The 20,370-nt window shown below is 63.2% G+C and carries 15 protein-coding genes and 1 pseudogene; 13 read left to right on the forward strand and 3 right to left on the reverse strand.

What is annotated here, in order from left to right:
* Positions 1-76 precede the first annotated feature (76 nt).
* Positions 77-1,879 (reverse strand): dipeptide ABC transporter ATP-binding protein, encoded by a 1,803-nt coding sequence (locus tag NKK52_RS27715; RefSeq protein ID WP_023684252.1) that lies wholly within the window; start codon positions 1,877-1,879, stop codon positions 77-79.
* A 191-nt stretch (positions 1,880-2,070) separates the two neighbouring features.
* Here NKK52_RS27715 and NKK52_RS27720 point away from each other — a divergent pair, with 191 nt between their 5' ends.
* From NKK52_RS27720 to NKK52_RS27755, 8 genes and pseudogenes are all read left to right on the forward strand, one after another.
* Positions 2,071-3,429, forward strand: a complete 1,359-nt coding sequence (locus NKK52_RS27720) for an LLM class flavin-dependent oxidoreductase (protein WP_023668832.1) — start codon at positions 2,071-2,073, stop codon at positions 3,427-3,429.
* 15 nt (positions 3,430-3,444) lie between these two features.
* Positions 3,445-4,221 (forward strand): DUF427 domain-containing protein, encoded by a 777-nt coding sequence (locus NKK52_RS27725; protein WP_023684251.1) that lies wholly within the window; start codon positions 3,445-3,447, stop codon positions 4,219-4,221.
* A 35-nt stretch (positions 4,222-4,256) separates the two neighbouring features.
* On the forward strand, positions 4,257-5,900 hold the full coding sequence (locus NKK52_RS27730; protein ID WP_023684250.1) for an ABC transporter substrate-binding protein: 1,644 nt from the start codon (positions 4,257-4,259) through the stop codon (positions 5,898-5,900).
* 37 nt (positions 5,901-5,937) lie between these two features.
* A complete protein-coding gene (locus NKK52_RS27735; protein WP_031204151.1) occupies positions 5,938-6,897 on the forward strand; it encodes an ABC transporter permease in 960 nt (319 codons plus the stop codon).
* Positions 6,894-7,775, forward strand: a complete 882-nt coding sequence (locus NKK52_RS27740) for an ABC transporter permease (RefSeq protein WP_023684248.1) — start codon at positions 6,894-6,896, stop codon at positions 7,773-7,775. The genes NKK52_RS27735 and NKK52_RS27740 overlap by 4 nt, the downstream gene beginning before the upstream one ends.
* A 100-nt stretch (positions 7,776-7,875) precedes the next feature.
* Positions 7,876-8,361, forward strand: a complete 486-nt coding sequence (locus NKK52_RS27745) for a hypothetical protein (protein WP_023684247.1) — start codon at positions 7,876-7,878, stop codon at positions 8,359-8,361.
* 165 nt (positions 8,362-8,526) lie between these two features.
* Entirely contained in the window at positions 8,527-9,966 is a 1,440-nt protein-coding gene (locus NKK52_RS27750) for an aldehyde dehydrogenase family protein (protein WP_023684246.1), read from the forward strand.
* A gap of 14 nt (positions 9,967-9,980) precedes the next feature.
* Positions 9,981-10,561, forward strand: a pseudogene (locus tag NKK52_RS27755) (DUF1349 domain-containing protein).
* A 19-nt stretch (positions 10,562-10,580) separates the two neighbouring features.
* On the opposite strand, the gene NKK52_RS27760 reads toward NKK52_RS27755, so the two are convergent.
* On the reverse strand, positions 10,581-11,360 hold the full coding sequence (locus NKK52_RS27760) for a helix-turn-helix transcriptional regulator (RefSeq protein WP_023684245.1): 780 nt from the start codon (positions 11,358-11,360) through the stop codon (positions 10,581-10,583).
* 110 nt (positions 11,361-11,470) lie between these two features.
* Between NKK52_RS27760 and NKK52_RS27765 the strand changes: the two genes are divergently transcribed.
* From NKK52_RS27765 to NKK52_RS27785, 5 genes are all read left to right on the forward strand, one after another.
* Positions 11,471-13,630, forward strand: a complete 2,160-nt coding sequence (locus NKK52_RS27765; RefSeq protein WP_023684244.1) for a hydantoinase/oxoprolinase family protein — start codon at positions 11,471-11,473, stop codon at positions 13,628-13,630.
* A 12-nt stretch (positions 13,631-13,642) separates the two neighbouring features.
* Positions 13,643-15,847, forward strand: a complete 2,205-nt coding sequence (locus tag NKK52_RS27770; RefSeq protein WP_023684243.1) for a hydantoinase B/oxoprolinase family protein — start codon at positions 13,643-13,645, stop codon at positions 15,845-15,847.
* Positions 15,844-16,329: an acetone carboxylase subunit gamma gene (locus tag NKK52_RS27775; RefSeq protein WP_023684242.1), complete on the forward strand. Its 486-nt coding sequence runs from the start codon at positions 15,844-15,846 to the stop codon at positions 16,327-16,329. The genes NKK52_RS27770 and NKK52_RS27775 overlap by 4 nt, the downstream gene beginning before the upstream one ends.
* A 101-nt stretch (positions 16,330-16,430) precedes the next feature.
* On the forward strand, positions 16,431-17,258 hold the full coding sequence (locus tag NKK52_RS27780) for an SDR family NAD(P)-dependent oxidoreductase (RefSeq protein WP_023684241.1): 828 nt from the start codon (positions 16,431-16,433) through the stop codon (positions 17,256-17,258).
* 336 nt (positions 17,259-17,594) lie between these two features.
* Complete coding sequence (locus NKK52_RS27785) at positions 17,595-18,932, forward strand: O-antigen ligase family protein (protein ID WP_023684240.1); 1,338 nt, start codon at positions 17,595-17,597, stop codon at positions 18,930-18,932.
* A gap of 169 nt (positions 18,933-19,101) precedes the next feature.
* On the opposite strand, the gene NKK52_RS27790 is transcribed toward NKK52_RS27785, so the two are convergent.
* A complete protein-coding gene (locus NKK52_RS27790) occupies positions 19,102-20,325 on the reverse strand; it encodes a polysaccharide biosynthesis/export family protein (RefSeq protein ID WP_033000422.1) in 1,224 nt (407 codons plus the stop codon).
* Between the last annotated feature and the right edge of the window lie 45 nt (positions 20,326-20,370).

A 20,370-nucleotide genomic window follows, 5' to 3' on the forward strand; every position in this document is an offset into this window, starting at 1 on the left:
CCCAAGCCTGTCCTCCGGCCGCATCGGCCGGGGGACATCTCCTCGAAAGAAGGCTTGTCAGTTGCCCGCTTCGCAATCAGAGACTGCTTGCGTCTCTCCAGCAGGCGATCAGATGACCGTCGCCGGCCTGCCTGACGGGTGGTTGCGCCTTTCGGCAATCGGGCAGCGCGACAGGACAGCGGGCGGCATAGGAGCATCCGGAGGTCTCGGCATCGTGTGCCGCGACGTGGAGCTGAGCCGGAGCCCTCGGCGCCGTCTCATCCGAGGACGCGGCCAGAAGCAGCTTCGTGTAGGGGTGGTTGGGGCCACGGAAAATCTGCTCGGATGATCCCGTCTCGACCAGCCGGCCGCGATAGAGCACGCCGATCCTGTCGGCCATATAGCGCACCACCCTGAGGTCGTGGCTGATGAACAGATAGGTGGTGTCCTTGTCGCGCTGCAGGTCGTTGAGCAAATTGAGCACGGTCGCCTGCACGGAAACGTCGAGCGCAGAGGTCGGCTCGTCCAACACCACGAGCTTCGGCACGCCGGCAAAGGCGCGCGCAATCGCCGCCCGTTGGCGCTGGCCACCAGACAGCGATCTCGGCTTCTGGTCGACGGTCGTAGCGGCAAGACGAACCGAGGCCAGGAGATCGCCGACACGCTGCTTCACCTCGCTGCGGCTAAAGCCGGCGAGCCGCCGCAGCGGACGGCCGAGGATCCTGCCGATCCGCTGGCGCGGATTGAGCGTGCGGTCGGGTGACTGGAACACCATCTGCACGTCGCGCCGTTCGCTCAGGCTTCTTTTCTCGACGCGCGGCGCGACAGTGCTGCCGAACAGCTCGACCGACCCAGCGTCCGGCGTCTGGAGGCCAGTCACGATCCTTGCCAATGTCGACTTGCCGGAGCCGGATTCGCCGATCAGCCCGAACGTCTCGCCCTGGGCTATCTCCAGGTCGATATCGTGCAGGACGGCCTGGGAGCCGAAGGCGTGGCTGATGCCTTTGCAGGCGACGGCGATCGGACGTGCGGCTTCCGGTTGATCGCTGCGGACAGGCTTCGACGGGCCGGTTGTGTGCATCTCGGCCAGCCTGCCGTCGCGCTTGGTGAAGTTGAGCGCCGGGATCGAGGCGATCAGCGCCTTGGTGTAGGCGTGAACAGGGTTCTCGAAGACATCGTTGGCGATGCCGCTTTCGACCACCGTCCCCGACTGCATCACGGCCACCCGATCGCAGGCCCGGCGGACCATGTTGATGTCATGGCTGATCAGCAGAACGCTGGTTTGGTGATCGCGGCGCAAGTCCTGCAGGATGGCGACGATCTCGGACTGGACGCTGGCGTCAAGCGCCGTCGTCGGCTCATCCAGCACCAGCAGCGACGGGTCGAGCGCAATGGCAATCGCGATGTTGGCGCGCTGCTGCATGCCGCCCGACAATTCGTGCGGATAGAGATCGAGCACCCGCTCCGGATTGCTCACCCTGACGCGGCCGAGCAGCTCGGCGGCGCGGGTGCGTGCTTCGTCCTGCCGAACCGGGCGATGCCGCATGATCGTCTCGGTGATCTGCCGGCCAATCGTCATGGCCGGATTGAGCGCCGCACCCGGATGCTGGTAGACGGCCGCGATGCGATCGCCCCTTAGCCGGCGCAGCTGTTCGCCGGAGAGATTGCGGATCTCGCGGCCCTGGAACTCGAGCGCCGACGCGGCGATCCGGGCGTTATTCGGCAGATAGCGCAGAATAGCGAGTGCCACCGAGCTTTTGCCCGAGCCGGACTCGCCGACAAGGCCGAGCGCTTCGCCTTCGCCGATGGTGAGCGACACGCCGTTGACGGCCGGATGCGATCCCCGGCGTTCATCATAGGCGACGGTGAGCTGCTCGACGTTCAGAACCGATGACGACATGTCTTGCTGAAACCACTTTCTTTCGGCGCGGTCTTCGAGGGCAATCGCTTCCGCTTTCGCGCCGCACAATCTCTATAAAATTACTCGAATTAAGCTGGAGCGCAATCTACCTTTCACCGCTCAGGAGAGATTGTCGCAGCCGGTCGAGGCATCGCGACGGTCGCCTGAAGCAGTTCTGCAAGGAGACCGGCATGGCACGCGACCACATGATCCTCAGCGCGTTTTTCTTCAATCCGCAGGGCGATCATCGCATGTCGTGGCGCCATCCGCGCGCGCCGGGCCGCGAAGTGCTCGACTTCGACTTCTACCGCGATCTCGTCCAGTCTGCCGAGCGCGCCAGGATCGATACGATCTTCGTCGCCGACCATGTCGCGATCTGGGATTCCGTACAGAGCGGCGTAGCCCATTACGCCAATGCCCGCCTGGAACCGCTGACGCTGTTGTCGGCGCTTGCCGGCGTGACCAGGCATATCGGCCTCATCACCACCGCCTCGAGCTCCTACAGCGAGCCCTACAATGTCGCCCGCATGTTTGCCTCGCTCGACCATATCAGCAAGGGCAGGGCGTCTTGGAATGTGGTGACGTCGGCCATGGACGAGGAGGCCCGCAATTTCGGCCGCGACGGCAATATCGAGCACGCCTTTCGCTATGAGCGCGCCACCGAATTCCTCGATATCGTCAAGGCACTGTGGGACAGCTGGGAAGACGAAGCCCTGCTTATCGACAAGGCATCGGGCTATTTCGCCGATCCCGACAAGGTCCATGCGATCAACCACAAGGGCCCGCACTTCAAGGTGCGCGGACCGCTCAATGTCTCGCGCCCGCCGCAGGGCCATCCGCTGATCGTCCAGGCCGGCTCGTCCGAAGACGGCAAGAATTTCGCTACCGCGCATGCCGATGCGCACTTTGCCATCTACAGCACCAAGGAAGACGGCATCAAATATAGGCAGGACATCAACGAGCGCCTCGCCCGTTACGGCCGCAAGCCCGAGAGCTTCAAGATCCTGCCGGGCATCCTGCCGATCGTCGCAGCTTCCGAAGCGGAGGGACGCGAGCGGCAGGAGTATCTGCAGAGCTTGCTTCCCGATCGGGTCGGCATCGACCTTCTCTCGAGCTGGAGCGGCGTCGATCTCTCCGTATATCCGCCGGACGGCCCGCTGCCGCCGCTGCCGGACGAGAGCACCTTCAATGGCGGCCGCACCTCGCTCAATCGCGTCAAGGAATGGTCGAAGCAGAACCTCACTCTGCGCGAGATCGCTCGCAAGCTCGCCAACAGCGGTTCGGTGCCGACCGTCGTCGGCACACCGAACCAGATCGCCGATCAGCTGCAGGACTGGTTCGAGGCAGGTGCCGCCGACGGCTTCAACCTGATGTTCCCGCTGCTCCCGGAGGATTGGGTGAATTTTGCCGAGCAGGTCGTGCCGGAACTGCAGCGCCGCGGCGTATTCCCCACCGAATATGCGCCGGGGACGCTGCGTGACCGTTTCGGCCTGGCTCGGCCGGCCAACCGCTTCGCCGAACAGCGCGACAATGTGCGCGCCGTATCCTGACTTGGGGCAACTGATATGACCGCAGCGCCAAAACTTCAGCCCCGCGAAGCCACGGCTCCGCAGCTCATCAATGTTCTGCACAGCCCCAAGCGCATTCGGGTCAAATTCGCCGGCCGCACCATCGCCGACAGCCGCAGCGTCCTGGTGCTGCGCTCCAACCATTTTCTGCCGATCTATTTCTTCCCGGCCTCCTCGGTGGACCGCTCGCTCTTAAAGCCGTCCGAGCATAGCCAGCCGCATCCAGTCGGCGGCGAAACCACCTATTGGAACCTGGAGACGGGAGAAAAAGCTTCGCCCAACGCGGCCTGGTCGCTTGTCGCGCCGCCGGATGAAAATCTGTCGCCGTTGGCCGGGCGTATCGCCTTCACCTGGAAGGCGGTCGACCAATGGTTCGAGGAGGAAGAAGAGGTCTTCGTCCACGCCCGCGATCCATACGCACGCATCGATGTGCTGCAGAGTTCAAGTCACGTCCAGATCTGGTTCGACGGCGAACTGATCGCCGACAGCCATCGCCCGGTGCTTCTGTTCGAAACGCATCTGCCGACGCGTTTCTACCTGCACCCGGACGATGTCAGGCTCGACCGGCTGATCGCTTCGGACAGCACGACGCGCTGTCCCTACAAAGGCATCGCCTCCTACTGGTCGGGCCGGCGCGCCGACGGCTCGGTAAGCCCCGATGTCGCCTGGAGCTACCGCGATCCCATTGCCGAAATGCCCAAGATCAGGGGCCTCATCGCCTTTTACCCGCAAGCCGTCGACCGCATCCATCTCGACGGCGAACCAGTCGCTTAAGCCATTCAACAGTCATTTCAGACAGGGGTTTCAAAATGACCAAACGCAACGACATCGATACGCTTCGCAATATGTCCGGCGACATCTGGAACGTCGCCGTCGATGAGCACCAGGCCGGCTTCCTCAAGCGCCGCGATCTGCTGAAATACGCAGCCTTGATCGGCCTCACCGGCTTTGCCGCCTCGCAGGGACTTGCTGGTTTCGGCACGGCGCGCGCTGCCGGCGCCGGCGGCACGGTCCGCGTTGGGCTCGGACAGCCGACCAAGGCGATCGATCCCGTCTCCATCACCGATCCGGCCAGCATCGGCGTCATCAGCCAGGTCGGCGAATATCTCATCCTCGACGATCCCAAGGACGGTCTGCAGCCCAAGCTCGCTCTGTCGTGGGAGGCCGACGAGACCGCCAGCCGCTGGACCTTCAAATTGCGGCCGGGCGTGAAATTCCACGACGGCCGCACCGTCACCGCCAAGGATGTGGTGGCGAGCTTCGAGCGGCTGGTCGATCCGGCCAGCGGTTCGTCCGCTTTGTCTGCCTATAAGGGCATCCTGTCCAAGGGCGGCGCCAAGGTCGTCGACGACCAGACAGTCGCCTTTGATCTCGACGGCCCCAACAGCAACTTCCCCTTCTATGTCTCCTCCGACGTCTACAACGCCGTAATACTGCCGGCCGACTATGCCGGCGATTTCGAAAAGAATTTCAACGGCACCGGCCCGTTCAAGCTCGAATCCTTCCGCCCCAAGCAGGGCGCCAGCTTCGTGCGCAACCCTGACTATTGGGGCGACAAGGCGCTGCCCGACCGCGTCGAAATCAAGTTCTTCGACGACGAGCAGGCGCAGGTGCTGGCGCTGCAGGCCGGCCAGCTCGACGTCATCCCGAGCACGACCCGGCTGGAATTGGCGATCGAGGGCAATCCCAACTTCAAGCTGCTCAGCGTGCAGGCAAGTTCGCATGACGAGGTGCATCTGCGGACCGACCAGGCGCCGTTCACCGACAAGCGCATTCGCCGCGCCTTGGCGCTCACCATCGACCGCGAGGCGGTGGTCAAGGGCTTGCTCAAGGGCCGCGCCATCGTCGGCAACGACACCCCGTTCGCGCCGATCTTCCCCTCGGCCGATCCGTCGGTGCCGCAGCGCAAGCAGGACATCGCCGAGGCCAAGCGCCTGCTTGGCGAAGCCGGCGTGCCGAACGGCTTCCCGGTGACGCTGACCACCGAGCGCGCCTATGACATTCCCGATTATGCCGTGCTGATCCAGAATTTTGCCAAGAAGGCCGGCATCGACATCAAGCTCAACGTGCTGCCGCAGGACGCCTATTATGGCTCGGCGAAGTTCGGCTCGTCGCCATGGCTCGATTCCAATCTCGGCATTACCGATTTCGGACATCGCGGCACGCCCGACATCTTCCTCAATGCCACGCTGAAGAGCTCGGGCGCCTGGAACGCCGCGCATTTCAACAACCCGGCCTATGACGGGTTGCTGCTCGAATACGGCAAGGCCCGCGACCTTCAGGCGCAACGCCTTGCGGCGGGCAAGATCCAGACCTTGCTGCTTGACGAGACGCCGCTGATCATCAGCTACTTCTCGCAATACAGCCGGATCGTCTCATCGAAGGTCGAGGGCGTCCGCTTCACGGCAATCTCGCATCTGCTGCTCGACCGCGTGACGTTCGCCCAGGCATGATTGCGAGACGTCCAGCCACTCCGGGCACCGGAATCCGATGCTGACCGGCCGCACTGTGTCGGTGCGGGCAGCCTCGCTTCTGCTCACGCTGTGGCTGGTCAGCATGCTGGTGTTCTTCGCCGGGCAGGTTCTGCCCGGCGATGTCGGCCGCCTCATGCTCGGGCCGTTCGCCGATGCCGAGGCCGTCGCGGCGCTGAACAGGCAGCTCGGCGCCGACCAGCCGGTGCTCGTGCAATACTGGCACTGGTTCAGCAGCGTGCTGTCAGGCGACTTCGGCACCTCCCTGTCGCTGCGTTTACCGGTGGCGCCCTTCGTTCTGGAAAGCCTCAAGCGCTCGGCGGCCCTTGCCGGAATTATCCTCGTCTTTCTGCTGCCGCTGGGCATCGGCGCCGGCATCGTCGCCGGTCTCAACCAGGGCCGCTTTATCGACCGCCTGATCGTACTCGCCGGCGTGTCCTTCGGCATCGTCCCGGACTTCGTCTCCGGCCTGCTGTTGCTCATCGTCTTCGGCCTGTGGCTGAACTGGTTCCCGATCACCGGCGCTGCTCCCGATGGCGCCGGGCTGTGGGTCAGTGGCTATTATCTGATCCTGCCGGCGCTGCCGCTGGTGCTGAACCTCGCCGGCTACATCGCCCGCATGACGCGGGCCGGCGTGATCGAGGCGCTGGCCGCCGACTATACGCGCACCGCCGTCCTGAAAGGCCTCGAGCGGCGCGAAATTCTCGTCCGGCACGTGCTGCGCAATGCGCTGACCCCGACCATCGCCGTGCTCGCGACCCAGACCGGTTACATGCTTGGCGGGCTGGTGGTGATCGAAGCGCTGTTCGGCATACAGGGTCTCGGCAATCTGGTGCTCAACGCCGCCAAGTCGCGTGACTTCCCGATGCTCGAAGCCGGCGTGCTGGTCATGGCGACCATCTTCGTGCTGTCGGCCGCGGCAGGCGATCTCGTGAATGCCTTGCTCGATCCGCGGCAGCGCCGCCGTGTTTCGCCATGATGGAACTGATGGAATTGCCGGAGCGCCGTACGCTGGGCTGGCGGGCAGCAAGTCGCATCCGCGAGACTGTTTCGCAGCTGCCGCCCTCGGTGATCGTTGGATCGCTGATCCTGCTGTTCTGGGTCGGCTGCGCCGTGTTAGGCAGCCTGTTTGTGCCCTACGATCCCTATGCCGAGGATTTCCTCGTCATGCTGGCGCCGCCTGATGCCGCGCACTGGTTCGGCACCGACCAACTTGGCCGCGACGTGCTGTCGCGCATCGTCGTCGGCTCGCGTGACATCCTGCTGGTCGCGCCGGCAGCAACACTGCTCGGCGTTGCCGCCGGCAGCGTGCTTGGCCTCGTGCTCGGCTATTTCGACGGGCTGATCGACGCCATCGGCGCCAGGCTGCTCGACACGCTGATGGCCTTTCCCTTCATCGTCCTCGTCACCATGGCGCTGGTCGCGCTTGGGCCATCGAACCTCACCGTCATCCTTGTGATCGGCATCGCCTATGCCCCGCTGGTGGCACGGACGGTGCGTGCCGCCGTGCGCGAGCAGCGCGAACGCGACTATGTCAGCGCCGCTCGTCTCGGCGGCGAGAGCGCTCTTGCCATCATGTTCCTCGAGATCCTGCCCAATGTCAGGGAAACCATCCTCATCGAGCTGGTCACAAGGCTTGGCTACGCCTTCTTTTCGATCGCCACGCTGAGCTTCCTCGGCCTCGGCATCCAGCCTCCCTCAGCCGATTGGGGACTGGCGGTCGCCGACGGCTACGGCTTCCTGACCGGCGGCAAATGGTGGGTGGTGATCTTCAACTCCGCAGCCATCGTTTCGCTTGTCATGGCAACCAATCTGATCGCGCAAGGCATGGGGGCCTTCGAAAACAGCGACCGGTGAAGAGCGGAACGCTCAGCAAAGCTGACGCGCAATCGCGGACCGTGCGCTAAAATCGTTCCTCGTGATTCGGCTCTGACAGGGCCTCAAAGCAAGGAACGGCATGAGCAAGGCCCTCATTACATTCGCATTGGTCGCGGTGCTCACCGCATTGCTCATGGCGCTCAGCCTGGCGGTCGCCAGGCACGGCTATCCCTATGGCGCGATCGGGGTGAGGCGGCTGGACGGCATCGCCGATGCCGGGTCGTTCCTGCCACTCGCCGCCGTCTATTTTTTCGGCGCCATGCTGATGATGATCCTGCCGATCCGCGCCGCCGGCATCGTCTTGACCCATGCTGCGGATGCGCTGTTCTGGGCGGTGATTGCCCTGTTCGCCACAATTGTCGGCTGTCTCGTCGCCCGCTGGGCTTTCGGCCAGAGCAGCGTGCTGTGGGCGCTCCTGAACTGGCGTTTCCTGTTCGCCGCGGCCATCGTTGGCAGCCATTTCACCATGAACGGGCTGCGCCGCAACATCCTGCTCAGGAGCTTGTTCTTCGTCATCTTCGCCGCGGCGACGCTGGCTTGCCTGTTCTGGACTTTTCCGACCTGACAGGGCCGCTTCATATTGTCCATCTTGAGGTCGCGGCTTTCATAGCCGCGCGCCATCGGCTATCCAGTCCGCAGCTAGATTTCAGCCCTCACAGTGTCGTCATTTGTCTGATAAATGATTCAGGCATACGGCACCGCCAGCGAACCAATACAAGGAAACCGCGACATGAGCCTGTTTCGTAAAAATCTGATCGATGGCGAGTGGGTGGGCGAGGCCGGCTCGCGCAACATCAATCCCTCGAACACGGGCGATGTCGTTGGCGAATATGCCTCGGCCGGCGCCGAGCAGGCAAAGCAGGCCATCGCGGCGGCCAAAGCCGCCTTCCCGGCCTGGTCGCGTTCGGCGCCGCTGGTGCGCCACGCCGTGCTGAAAAAGGCGTCGGACGAGATCATGGCGCGCAAGGACGAGATCGGCCGCGCGCTGTCGCGCGAAGAGGGCAAGACGCTGGCCGAGGGCATTGGCGAGACCATCCGCGCCGCCCAGATCTTCGACTTCTTCGCCGGCGAGACGCTGCGCCTGTCGGGTGAATTGGTGCCCAGCGTGCGCCCGGGCGTCGGCGTCGAGATCACCCGCGAAGCCGTCGGCGTGGTAGGCATCATCACCCCGTGGAATTTCCCGATCGCCATCCCCACCTGGAAGATCGCGCCGGCGTTGGCCCACGGCAACACCATCGTCTTCAAGCCGGCCGAATTGGTGCCGGAGAGCGCCTGGACCATCGTCGACATCCTGCACCGCGCCGGCCTGCCGAAAGGCGTGCTCAATTTGGTCATGGGCAAGGGCTCGGTGGTCGGCCAGGCCATGCTTGACAGCCCCGACCTCAACGCCATCACCTTCACCGGCTCGGTCGGCACCGGCAAACGCGTCGCCGCCGCAAGCGTCGAGCATATGCGCAAGTTCCAGCTCGAAATGGGCGGCAAGAACCCGATGGTCGTGCTTGATGACGCCGACCTCGCCACGGCGGTCGAATGCGCCATCAACGGCGCCTACTTCTCGACCGGCCAGCGTTGCACGGCCTCTTCTCGCCTGGTGGTGACCGAAGGCATTCACGACCGCTTCGTTGCCGCGCTCAAGGAGCGCCTGGAAAAGCTCGTCATCGGCGATGCGCTCGACACCAAGACCCAGATAGGACCGGTCGTCGATGCGAGCCAGCTCAAGCAGGACGAGGATTACATCGCCATCGGCAGCAAGGAAGGCGCCAACCTCGCTTTCGGCGGCGAGCGGCTCGATCGCGAAACGCCCGGCTTCTACCTCAGGCCGGCACTGTTCACCGAGAGCACCAACGCCATGCGCATTTCGCGCGAAGAAATCTTCGGGCCGGTCGCCAATGTCATCCGTGTCAAGGATTATGACGAGGCGCTGGCGGTTGCCAATGACACCCCCTTCGGCCTGACGTCCGGCATCTGCACCTCGAGCCTCAAGCATGCCACGCATTTCCGGCGCAACTCCGAAGCCGGCATGGTGATGGTCAATCTGCCGACGGCGGGCGTCGATTTCCACGTCCCGTTCGGTGGTCGCAAGGGCTCGAGCTACGGCCCGCGCGAGCAGGGCCGCTATGCCGCGGAGTTCTACACCACGGTAAAGACGGCCTATACATTTGCCGGCTGATCGCGGGGGAACCGATGACGGCGGCGAAAGAGGAACTGACCTGGCTCAACCCGCCGCCGCACCATGCTTTCGGTAATGGCATCGTGCATGTGCGCACCGGCGGGGAAACCGACTTCTGGCGCGAAACCTTTTACGGCTTCTGGCGTGACAATGGCCATTTCCTCTATCGCCCGGTTGAGGGTGACTTCAGCGCCGAAGTCACCGTCAAGGGCGACTACAAGGTGCTCTACGACCAGGCCGGGCTGATGCTGCGGCTGAGTGAAACGCACTGGATCAAGGCCGGCATCGAATACACCGACGGGCTGGCTTACTTTTCGGTTGTGGTCACCAACGACACCTCGGACTGGTCGCTGCTCAGCATTCCCACCGGCCCCGACGGCGTGCGCATCCGGCTGACCCGCCATGCCGAGGCGATCCGCATCCAATATCTTGATACCACCGATGGCAAGTGGAAGCCGGTGCGGCTGGCTTATTTCCGATCTCCAAATCCGTCGATGTCGGCATGATGTGCTGCTCGCCGCAGCGCGAAGGGTTTGAGGTAACATTCTCCGGCTTTACTGTCGGCCCGCCGATTTCCAGGCAATTGCACGACTGACGGCCATATCGATGGCGGACTAACCGTCTGCCCGATGCTGGAAGAACTGCAAAAACAGCTCCCGTTCGGTGGTTATGTCGAGCTTCTCGTAGATGCGGCGGCGGTGGTTCTTCACCGTGCCGACGGCGATGCCGAGCCGTTCCGCGATGTTGGCGGTCGGATGTCCCGCCAGGATCAACTGCACCAATTCCCGCTCGCGCAGCGACAGCTCCGGCCACAGGCTCGCCGGGATGGTCGGCTCCTGCCGGGGCGAGGCGCCGGGGCCGGTCGGCGCCGATGTGCGGGAGAACTCGGTGCCGCGCGCCTTGATGTCGAGCGCATGCAAGGCCTCGAACACCGGCAGCCGCTCGTCCAGCAGGGCGATCTCGCTCTCCTTGAAGGTGGAGGTCGAGCGGTCGAGGAAGATGCCGAGGCACCAGTCGCCGCCATCGGCCAGCATGATGCCGACCTCATCGCAGATTTCCGACTGCGCCAGGAAGCCGGCTATGTACTGGCCGCGCTTGGCCTCGTCATCGGCAAGCCGCTTCAGCGGCAGGATGCCCAGCCTCTGCTCACGCCGCCACGAAGCATAGAACGGGTCGAAGACGTAGTAATTGTCGAGATAGCGCCGGACCATCTCGTCGGAGAAGCGCCGGTGCTTGATGAATTCCGGCGTCTGCGTCGCCGAATATCGGGTCACGGTGACGAGATCGTGCTCGATGTCGGCGCCGATCAGGTCAATCAGGCAGTCGACATGCCTGTCCGTACCGGTGGCGGCAATCGCCCTGGCGAGCGGCCCCCAGATATTGCCCATGCGCATGCCCTTTTCTCGGCGATCCCGGTCCGGCGGACATTGTGTCTTTTGGCATATGGCGCAAGGCCGCCCAAGGAATCTAGCTTGAGCCATCCTACAGCAATCCTGAGGCGACCGTGACCCAACCCAACCTCACCAGCCCCATCGTCGGCAATCCAATCGTCATCGGCATCGACGCCGGCGGCACCATGACCGACACGATCCTTGTCGACCAGGACGGCCACTTCAAGATCGGCAAGTCGGCAACCACGCCGAAGAACGAGGCCGAAGGCTTCCTCGCATCGGCCGAAGACGCGGCCGACGCCTGGGGCATCTCGCTGGAGCAGCTGTTCTCCGGCGTCAACGTCGTGCTCTATTCCGGCACCGGCATGCTCAACACACTGTTGTCGCGCACCGGGCGCCGGCTTGGCCTGATCACCACCAAGGGTCTGGAAGACATGATCCTGATGGGTCGCGGCCTGCAGGCCTGGGCCGACTATTCCTATGCCGACCGGCTGCATGCGGTGACCCACCATCATCCCGATCCGCTGGTGCCGCGTCGTCGCACCCATGGCGTCACCGAGCGCATCGACCAGTTCGGCGACATCGTGCTGCCGCTCTACGAGCATGAAGTCGCGATTGCGGCCAGGAAGCTGATTGCCGACAAGGTCGAGGCGATCTGCATCATGACCATCTTCTCGCACGTCAATCCGGTGCACGAAAAGCGCATCGCCGAGATATGCCGCGAGGAGGTGCTGAAAGCCGGCGCCGACATCCTCATCTACACCAGCCACGAGGTCCGCCCGGTCATCCGCGAACAGTCGCGGCTGAACTCGGTGCTGATCGAAGCCTACGCGACGTCGCGCGGCCGCAAGCAGCTTAGGGGTATCGAGGACGTTTCGAAAAAATACGGCTTCAAATACGGCGTGCAGACGCTGCTGTCCTTTGGCGGCCTGACCTCAATCAACCATCCGCGCCTGCACGAAACCATGATTTCCGGCCCGATCGGCGGTATTCTCGGCGCGGCCTATGTCGGCAAGCTCATCGGCAACGACTCCCTGATCTGCTCGGACATGGGCGGCACCTCCTTCGACATGGGCGTCATCTCGCGCGGCCAGACGCGGATCGAGAACGAGCCGCTGATGGACCGTTTCAAGCTCAACGTGCCGACGCTGCATCTCGACACGATCGGCGCCGGCGCCGGCATGATCCTCAAGGTCGACCCGCTGACCAAGAAAGTCTCGCTCGGGCCGGAAAGCGCCGGCTCCGACCCCGGCCCCATCTGCTTCGCCAAGGGCGGCACTGAACCCACCATCGCCGATTGCGACGCCATACTAGGCCGCCTCAACCCGTATTATTTCCTCGGCGGCAAGGTCGTCTTGCAGGTCGAGAAGGCGCGCAAAGCGTTTGAGGAAAAATGCTCCAGCATCCTTGGCGTCGGTGTCGAGGAGGCTGCCGAAGGCATGATCGACATGCTGGAAGACGATGCCAACAACGCGCTGCGCCGGGTCATCTCCGGCCAGGGCATCCATCCCTCGGAATTCACGCTGCTGTCCTATGGCGGCTCGGGTCCGCTGCATCTGGCCGGCTGCTCCAGGGGCATCGGCTTCAAGGACATCATCACCTTCCAGTTTGCCGCCGCCTTCTCGGCCTTCGGCTGCACCACCGCCGATTTCATGCGTCGGCATTCGGTCTCGACGCAGCACGACATCGGCGCCCGCGCAAGCGATGACGAGCTGCTCGCTTTCGGCAAGAAGGTCACCGACGTCTGGAATGATCTCACCAAGGCGGCGGTCGACGAGATGATCAGCGACGGCCATATCAGAGACAAGATCAAGACCGTGCCGTTCCTGATGATGCGCTACACCGGCCAGCTCGAGGATGTCGAGGTCATGGCACCTCTTGCCGAGGTCAATTCGGCTGACGACATGCGTAGGGTCATCGACGAGTTCGAGGCGGTCTACGCCAAGGTCAACCATCGCGTTTCGCGCTATGGCGAAGCCGGCTTCACCATCACCGAGCTCGGATTGATCGCCACCGCCGACAAGGTCAAGCCGGTGCTCTTGAAGCGCCGGCTCGGCAAGTCGGCCCCGGCAGCAGCGCACAAGGGCGCGCGCGAGGCCTATATCGGGGGACGCTGGCACAAGGCCAATCTCTACGAGATGGACCTACTGCAGCCCGGCCATGAGGTGATCGGTCCGGCCATCATCGAACATCCCGCCACCACGCTCGTTGTTCACCGGCAGGACCGTGTCCACGTCGATGAGTGGACGCTGCTGCATTACACCCATTCTTGAAAGGGCACCGCCATGTTGGACAAACCTGCCTCGGCTCTGCGCCTTCGCGAACGGCTGCTCGATTCAGAACGGCTGATGGAACAGACCGGCTGCTATGACGGCATCACCGAGCTCACGCTACGCAACCAGGACCCGCTGAAATTCGAGACGCTGCACACCAAGCTGCGCGCCTATTGCGTCTCGGCCCGCGAAATGGCCCGCCGCATCTCGGCCTCGCCCGGCGTGCGCGAAGTCGGCGAAATGGTGGTGGCGATCTATACGCCCGAGGGCGATGCGATCGCGCTGTCCAACGGCATCATGGTCCACGTCCACACGATGAGCCGCTTCATCAAATGGATGATCAAGAACAATTACGAGGAAAACCCGAAGATCCGCGAAGGCGACATCTTCGCCAACAACGATGCCTTCATCGGCACCGTGCAGGTGCCCGACGTCATGGACGTGGTGCCGATCTTCCATGAAGGCACGCTGGTCGGCTGGGCCGGTGCGGTCTGCCACGAGCTCGAAGCCGGCGGCATCACGCCCGGCGGCGACGTCTGCCTGGCGCAGGAGCGCTTCACCGAAGGCCTGTTCGTCTGCGCCGAAAAGATCGGCGAGAATGACGAGATCCGCCGCGACTACGTCATCCGCTGCGAGCGCAATCTGCGCATGCCGATCTACTGGGTGCTCGACGAGAAGGCCAAGGTCGCCTCCTGCATCGACATGCGCGAAAGCGTCAAGCAGCTGATCTCCGAGATCGGCCTCGACTACTGGATGAAGGTGTCGAAGGAGTTCATCGAGGAGGGCCGTCGCGCCCAGCTCGCCCGCACCTGCCAGCTCACCGTGCCCGGCATCTATCGCGGCCACACCTTCTACGGCCATGTCACGGCGGGCAAGCCCGGCTTCCAGCTGCTTGGCGATCCCGACTGGCTCTACAACATCCCGATCGAGATGGAGATCACCACCGACGGCAAGATCACCATGGACTTCGAGGGCACGCAGCCCTGGGGCTACCATTCGATGAACTGCACGCCGGCCGGCATGGATGGAGGCATGTTCGTCACCTTGACCCAGCACATGAACTTCGAAGGCCTGGTCAATGACGGCGCCTGGATGGCGACCGAGCTGAAGCTGCCGCACGGCACCTGGACCAACCCCGACAATGAGATGGTGGCGACCGCCACATCCTGGGCGCTGCTGCTGCCGGCCTATGGCGTGTTCCAGCGCCTTTTGTCGCGCGGCTTCGTCGCGCGCGGCTTCGTCGAGGAAGCCTTCGTTGGCCAGGTCAACAGCCCGATGATCGAGATGGGCGGCGAAAGCCAGTACGGTACGCCGTTCGGCATGGCGCATTTCGAATGCGCCGCCGCCGGCTCCGGCGCGCTGGCCATCGCCGATGGCCTCGACACCGCCTATGTCGGCTGGAATCCGGAATCTGACATGGGCAACATCGAGGTCTGGGAACAATCGATGCCGATGGTCTATATCGGCCGCTCGATTGTCCCCAATTCAGGGGGCGCCGGCAAATATCGCGGCGGCTGTTCCTTCGTCTCGACCTGGCTGATCAACAAGACCTCGCACCTGCGACTGCACACCTCGGAACACTCCTCGCGGGTATTCGACAATGGCGGCATGTGTGGCGGCTATCCCGCGCCGACCTGCCAGAAGCATCGCGCGGTACGCAATTCCAACATCCATGAACTGGCGGCAAAAGGCGAACCGCTCGCGCATGCCCCAGGTATCGATCCGCATGTCTCCGACTACGAGAAGAACATCGGCGGCGACCATGCCGTGGTCGAAGGCCCCTACATCACCTCGCCGCACAAGTCGGGGGACATCTTCAGCCATTCCTACAATGGTGGCGGCGGTTACGGCGACGTGCTGGAGCGCGATCCGGTCAAGACCGCCTGGGATGCCGAGAACGGTTTTCTCACCCGCCAGGCGGCGATCCAGATTTTCGGCATCGTGCTGAAGGACGACGCCGAGGGTTATCCGGTTGCCGATATCGACGCCATCGTCGAACGTCGTGCCGCCATGCGCAGAGAGCGTCTGGCCAAGGCGATCCCGGTTTCGGACTGGATCGCTGCCGAACGCGGCCGTGTCGAGAAGGCCGACTTCGCGCCCGAGGTGAAGAAAATGTATGCCAGCGCGATCAAGCTATCGTCGCGCTTCACCAGGGATTTCAGTGATTTCTGGACCGTCGACGCCAGATCGATCTTCATGCCGGGAGCAAAGCCATGACCTCATACAGCAAGGAAGTCCTCGGCGATCTCTCAGCAGGCAAGCTGCCCTGGCCGCAGACAAAGCGCATCATGAGCGCCTACAAGGACGACGACCGCTTCTTCAAGATGCTCGCCGTCTATCAGGACCGTGTCGCATGGAAGGACCCGATCCTGCTGCCGGTCTCGGATCACCTCTTCATCTGCCAAAGCGGCGATGAACGGATCACCCGCTGCGAATGCGGCCACTCCTTCGGCGACTACCGCAAGAACTGGAAGCTCAAGGCCGCGATCAACGTGCGAAACACCGAGGCAGCGCTGCGCGAGATCTATCCCAACAGCGATATCCCCGATCCGCAATGGATGGAAATCCGCGAATTCATCTGTCCACAATGCGGCACCATGCACGAAGTGGAAGCGGCGGCGCCGGGCTACCCGATCGTCCATGATTTCGAGCCAGATCTCGAAGGCTTCTACCGCGAGTGGCTGGGCAAACCGCTTTAGCGAAACTCGATGTTACGGCCGCGTTGCCGGCAAGGTAGCGCTCCTAGCCGGCGACGGACTATGAATAAACGCATCGTACGTCGCATCGGAGACTGCCCACCATGACAGACCTTTCCGGCCGCAGCGCCATCGTCACCGGCGGGTTTTCCGGCATGGGTTTCGCCATTGCTACGGCCCTGGCGCAAGCCGGCGCCAATGTCGCCGTCGGCTCCTACATCGCGCCCGCCGGCGCCGACAGATCCGACGCCGCCTACTATCCCGGCGCCGATGAACTCGAGCGCGTGCGGTTGGCCCTGTCGGCACACGGCACCAGGGTTTGTGCCGCCCATCTCGATGTCCGCGACAGCGAGGTGACCAACCGGTTTGCAGCCGACGCGCAGGCCGCCATCGGCCCGGCCGACATACTGGTCAATGCCGCGGGCACCACCGCAGAACAGCCGGTCTGCGGCCATTCCGACGCGCTGTGGGACAAGATCGTCGACACCAATCTCAGCGGAGCGTTCCGCGTCACCCGAGCTGTGCTGCCCGGCATGATCGAGCGCGGCTGGGGCCGTATCGTCAACATCGGCTCGACGGCGGCTTCCGTCGGCTGGAAGGACAACCCGGCCTACTGCGCCTCGAAGGCCGGGCTGCTCGGCCTTACCCGCTGCGTGGCGCTGGAAGGCGCCGCGCACGGTGTCACCTGCGTCATGATCAGCCCGACCTGGGTCGAGACCGAACTGATGCGCCGCAACGTGGCGCAGGTCGTCGAGCGTGAGGGCAAGGGCAGAACCGCCGAGGAAGCGATGGCCGAGATCGCCAAGGGCAATCCCCAGCAGCGCATGCTGCAGCCGCAGGAAATCGCGGCTCTAGCCGTGTTCCTGTGTTCGGATCTGGCCAAGGGCATCACCATGGAAAACATCCAGATCACCGGCGGGGCGCTGTGGTAGTGTGTTCTCCTCGCCTGATCAGAGCTGCCGTGCTGGGTGGGCTACCGGCTGACCTCTCCCTGTTCGCTGGAGCAATTCCACGAAAAGTGTGAACGGGTTCCAACAGGAATTGCATCAAAACAAAGGGTTAGAGCAGTTCGTCGTTCCCGCAAAACGGTGAACGGCTCCGATGTAAGACAAGGTGACCGGATTTGCCATTGAGCATGGCGTGCGATAGGTTATATTGCACTGCACAATGGAGATGCCGTTTATTGCACGCCCCTGTTTGCGGACATGCCGGCTGGCTTGCGGCCGGTCTGGCTTGCCGACCTTGGGCCGCGTCGCCGGGACTCTGAGATGAAAATTCCAAAGGCCCTGCTGGTCGACCCCGAGAAGAACTCGGTCTATGGCGCCTTTGCAGTGGCCGTATCGGTCTGGGCGTTCTCCTATTCCGTCATTTTCGGCCAGGTGCTGATCCTGGCCTACTACGCCGTCTGGCTTCCGCTTATCCTCGTCGACTACCGGCGCTTCCTGCGGCAGTTGTCTAGCGCCTGGCTGCCGTTGCTGTTCGCGGCCTATGTCTGCTTCTCCGTCTTCTGGTCGCAGGCGCCCGGCATCACCGCCAGAACCGCGGTCCAGTACTTTTCCCACATTGCCTGCGCCTATGTCGCGGCGCGCACCGTCAGCGTACGCACCCTGACGCTCGGCGCCCTGATCGGGATATTCTTCGTCCTGCTCTATTCGCTCAAGGTCGGGGCTTATTCCGAGGACGTGCTTGACGGCACCTACAACTTCGTCGGCGCCTTCGCCTCCAAGAACCAGGTCGGCTTCGTCGGCTCGCTTGGCATCTATTTCTCCGTCGTTTTTCTTACTTTCCTGCGGCGTGGTCGGCTGAGCTTCATACTAACGGTGCCTGTGGTGCTGTTGTCGGCCTTTGTGCTGGTGGTCTCGCATTCCGCCACCTCGATGGCCTCGATACCGGCGGTCCTGGCGCTGATTGCGCTTCTTGCTATGACCAAGCTTTTGTCGCGGCGCTATCGCCGGGTGATCTTCGTGGTCGGCGCTGGTCTGGTCGTCGTGGTGGCCGTTGTTGCGCTCAATCTCGGGCTCATGGACTTCGTGCTTGGCCTCTTTGGTAAGGATTCGACACTCACCGGGCGGACATATCTTTGGGAGCAGGGCTGGAACGCTGCGCAGCGCTCGCCGATCCTCGGCGTCGGTTATGCCGCCTATTGGGTGCAGGGCTTTGCCGAAGCCGAGCGGCTGTGGAACGAATTCTACATCACCACTCGCACCGGCTTCCATTTCCACAACACCTATGTCGAGGCGCTTGTCGAGCTCGGCTTCACCGGCGCGATAATGGTGTCGCTGATCTTGCTGCGCACGCTTTATGGTCACGTTTCGACGGTGATCTTCAAGGCATGGCAGGCCGAATCGGTGGTGCTCTTCGGCGTGATGGTGCTGCTGCTCATCCGCTCCTTCGTCGAGGTCGAGATCCTCAACCCTTACATCATGGGCTCGTTCCTGATGTATTTCAGCTACTTCAAGCTGGCGCGGCTGCCGGTCACCCGCACGCGCTGGTCGCCGGCCTTCGAGCCGGCGGAGGCGGCAAGGGGCGAACCAGCCTGGCCCGGGCATGCCGGCCGTCCGGCCGCCGATCAAGCAAGCCCATGCGTGTCACCCAAAACTGCATAGCGGCTTTGGAGCAGCGACATCCGCGTGAATTCCTTCAAAGCAGCGCGCCGTATCGGTTCGCGGCCTAAAATCGCACATAGCAAAATCTCCGCCAGGCGGGCCTGACGGAGATTGGAATTCTTTGCTCTGGATGGATAGAAAGCGCTGGATCGCGACGTAGTCCCACAGCCTACTGACTGGCCGTCGGCGCCAGCTTCACCTTGATGACGTCGCCCGGCAGCACCGGCGTATCTTCCTTGGCGTCGATCTCGCTGGTCTTGCCGTCGGTCACGCGCACCAGCGAATAGATGAGCGCCGGCTCTTCATTGTTGTTTGTTATGGCGGCGGTCGTGGCCGGGTCCGATGCCTGGGCCATCAGGCCCTGTTGCATGTTGACCCTGAGTGCGGCTTCGTTGAGGTCTGCTTCGACCTGCTGCCGGTCGGCGGCAAGTCTCGAGTTCAACGTGTTCTGGGCATCGATGGCATCCTGCGTCGCCTTGCTGACCGACTGCTTGGCGGTGAGGATCGCCGTCTCATAGTCCAGGATCTTGCCCTGCAGATCGGTGACCGACTGTTGCGAGGAAAGCAGGCGTGCGTTGGCGACCAGGCCCTTTTGCGCCAGCGGACCGATACTGTCCGCCTGCTGCTGCGCCAGGTCGACCTGCTTTTGCTGGTTGACGATCTTTTTCTGCAGCGCCTCGATTTCGGACTGCAGGACCCCTTTCAGATCGTCAAGCGCCTGCAGCTTCAGCTTCAACGCTTTCTGGTCGGAGATCAGGATCTGCATTTCGTCGGCGACGATTGTCGCCAGGCGCGGGTCGCCCTCGACTTCCTTAGGCGCCTCGAAACTCTCCTTGCCGGCGAGATCGGCATCGATGCGGGCACGCTTGACGATCAACCGCACGCGCTGGTCGTCATAAATGTCGAAATTGCCCTTGGCGGTGATCAGATCCTTGCCGAGCTGGGTGCCGAAATCGGCGTTGCGCCGGATGCCGCCGGCGATGCTGATCGCCTTGAGCACGGTCAGCTCCGGCACATAGGGAAACTGGCCAGGCGTCTGGATCTCGCCCGAGATGTAGAACGGCCGGAACTGCACCATTTCCACCGAGGCTTCCGGCTTGTCCGACAAGGCAAGCTTGCGCTGCAGGGCGACGCTGATCGCGGCCGCAACATCCGACGTGGTCTTGCCGGCGGCCGGCAGTTCGCCGACGAACGGCACCGACAAATTGCCGGCTGGACCGACCGAATATTCGCCGTTTACCGCCGACCAGTCACGGAACGTGCCTTCCACCGTCTGCCACTCGGCGACGCGGATGTTGAGCTTGTCCTGCGAGCCGAGCCGGTACTCGTCGGCCATGGCCGGAACCGCGAGCGACACAGCGAGGCACGTGGCGACGAGCCGTGCCGGCCGCATCGGGCCGGCAAGGCGAAAATACGCTGATATGTCTGTTTTCAACTG

Origin of the sequence: Mesorhizobium sp. C277A (genome assembly GCF_040324395.1) — a bacterium.
Lineage (GTDB): Bacteria > Pseudomonadota > Alphaproteobacteria > Rhizobiales > Rhizobiaceae > Mesorhizobium.

Excerpts from the sequence above, each read along its gene's own strand:
- NKK52_RS27790 (WP_033000422.1), bottom strand. The coding sequence starts at position 20,325 with ATGCGGCCGGCACGGCTCGTCGCCACGTGCCTCGCTGTGTCGCTCGCG.
- NKK52_RS27750 (WP_023684246.1), top strand. The coding sequence starts at position 8,527 with ATGAGCCTGTTTCGTAAAAATCTGATCGATGGCGAGTGGGTGGGCGAG.
- NKK52_RS27730 (WP_023684250.1), top strand. The coding sequence starts at position 4,257 with ATGACCAAACGCAACGACATCGATACGCTTCGCAATATGTCCGGCGAC.
- NKK52_RS27760 (WP_023684245.1), bottom strand. The coding sequence starts at position 11,360 with ATGCGCATGGGCAATATCTGGGGGCCGCTCGCCAGGGCGATTGCCGCC.
- NKK52_RS27720 (WP_023668832.1), top strand. The coding sequence starts at position 2,071 with ATGGCACGCGACCACATGATCCTCAGCGCGTTTTTCTTCAATCCGCAG.
- NKK52_RS27715 (WP_023684252.1), bottom strand. The coding sequence starts at position 1,879 with ATGTCGTCATCGGTTCTGAACGTCGAGCAGCTCACCGTCGCCTATGAT.
- NKK52_RS27775 (WP_023684242.1), top strand. The coding sequence starts at position 15,844 with ATGACCTCATACAGCAAGGAAGTCCTCGGCGATCTCTCAGCAGGCAAG.
- NKK52_RS27785 (WP_023684240.1), top strand. The coding sequence starts at position 17,595 with ATGAAAATTCCAAAGGCCCTGCTGGTCGACCCCGAGAAGAACTCGGTC.
- NKK52_RS27740 (WP_023684248.1), top strand. The coding sequence starts at position 6,894 with ATGATGGAACTGATGGAATTGCCGGAGCGCCGTACGCTGGGCTGGCGG.
- NKK52_RS27745 (WP_023684247.1), top strand. The coding sequence starts at position 7,876 with ATGAGCAAGGCCCTCATTACATTCGCATTGGTCGCGGTGCTCACCGCA.
- NKK52_RS27780 (WP_023684241.1), top strand. The coding sequence starts at position 16,431 with ATGACAGACCTTTCCGGCCGCAGCGCCATCGTCACCGGCGGGTTTTCC.
- NKK52_RS27770 (WP_023684243.1), top strand. The coding sequence starts at position 13,643 with ATGTTGGACAAACCTGCCTCGGCTCTGCGCCTTCGCGAACGGCTGCTC.
- NKK52_RS27725 (WP_023684251.1), top strand. The coding sequence starts at position 3,445 with ATGACCGCAGCGCCAAAACTTCAGCCCCGCGAAGCCACGGCTCCGCAG.
- NKK52_RS27735 (WP_031204151.1), top strand. The coding sequence starts at position 5,938 with ATGCTGACCGGCCGCACTGTGTCGGTGCGGGCAGCCTCGCTTCTGCTC.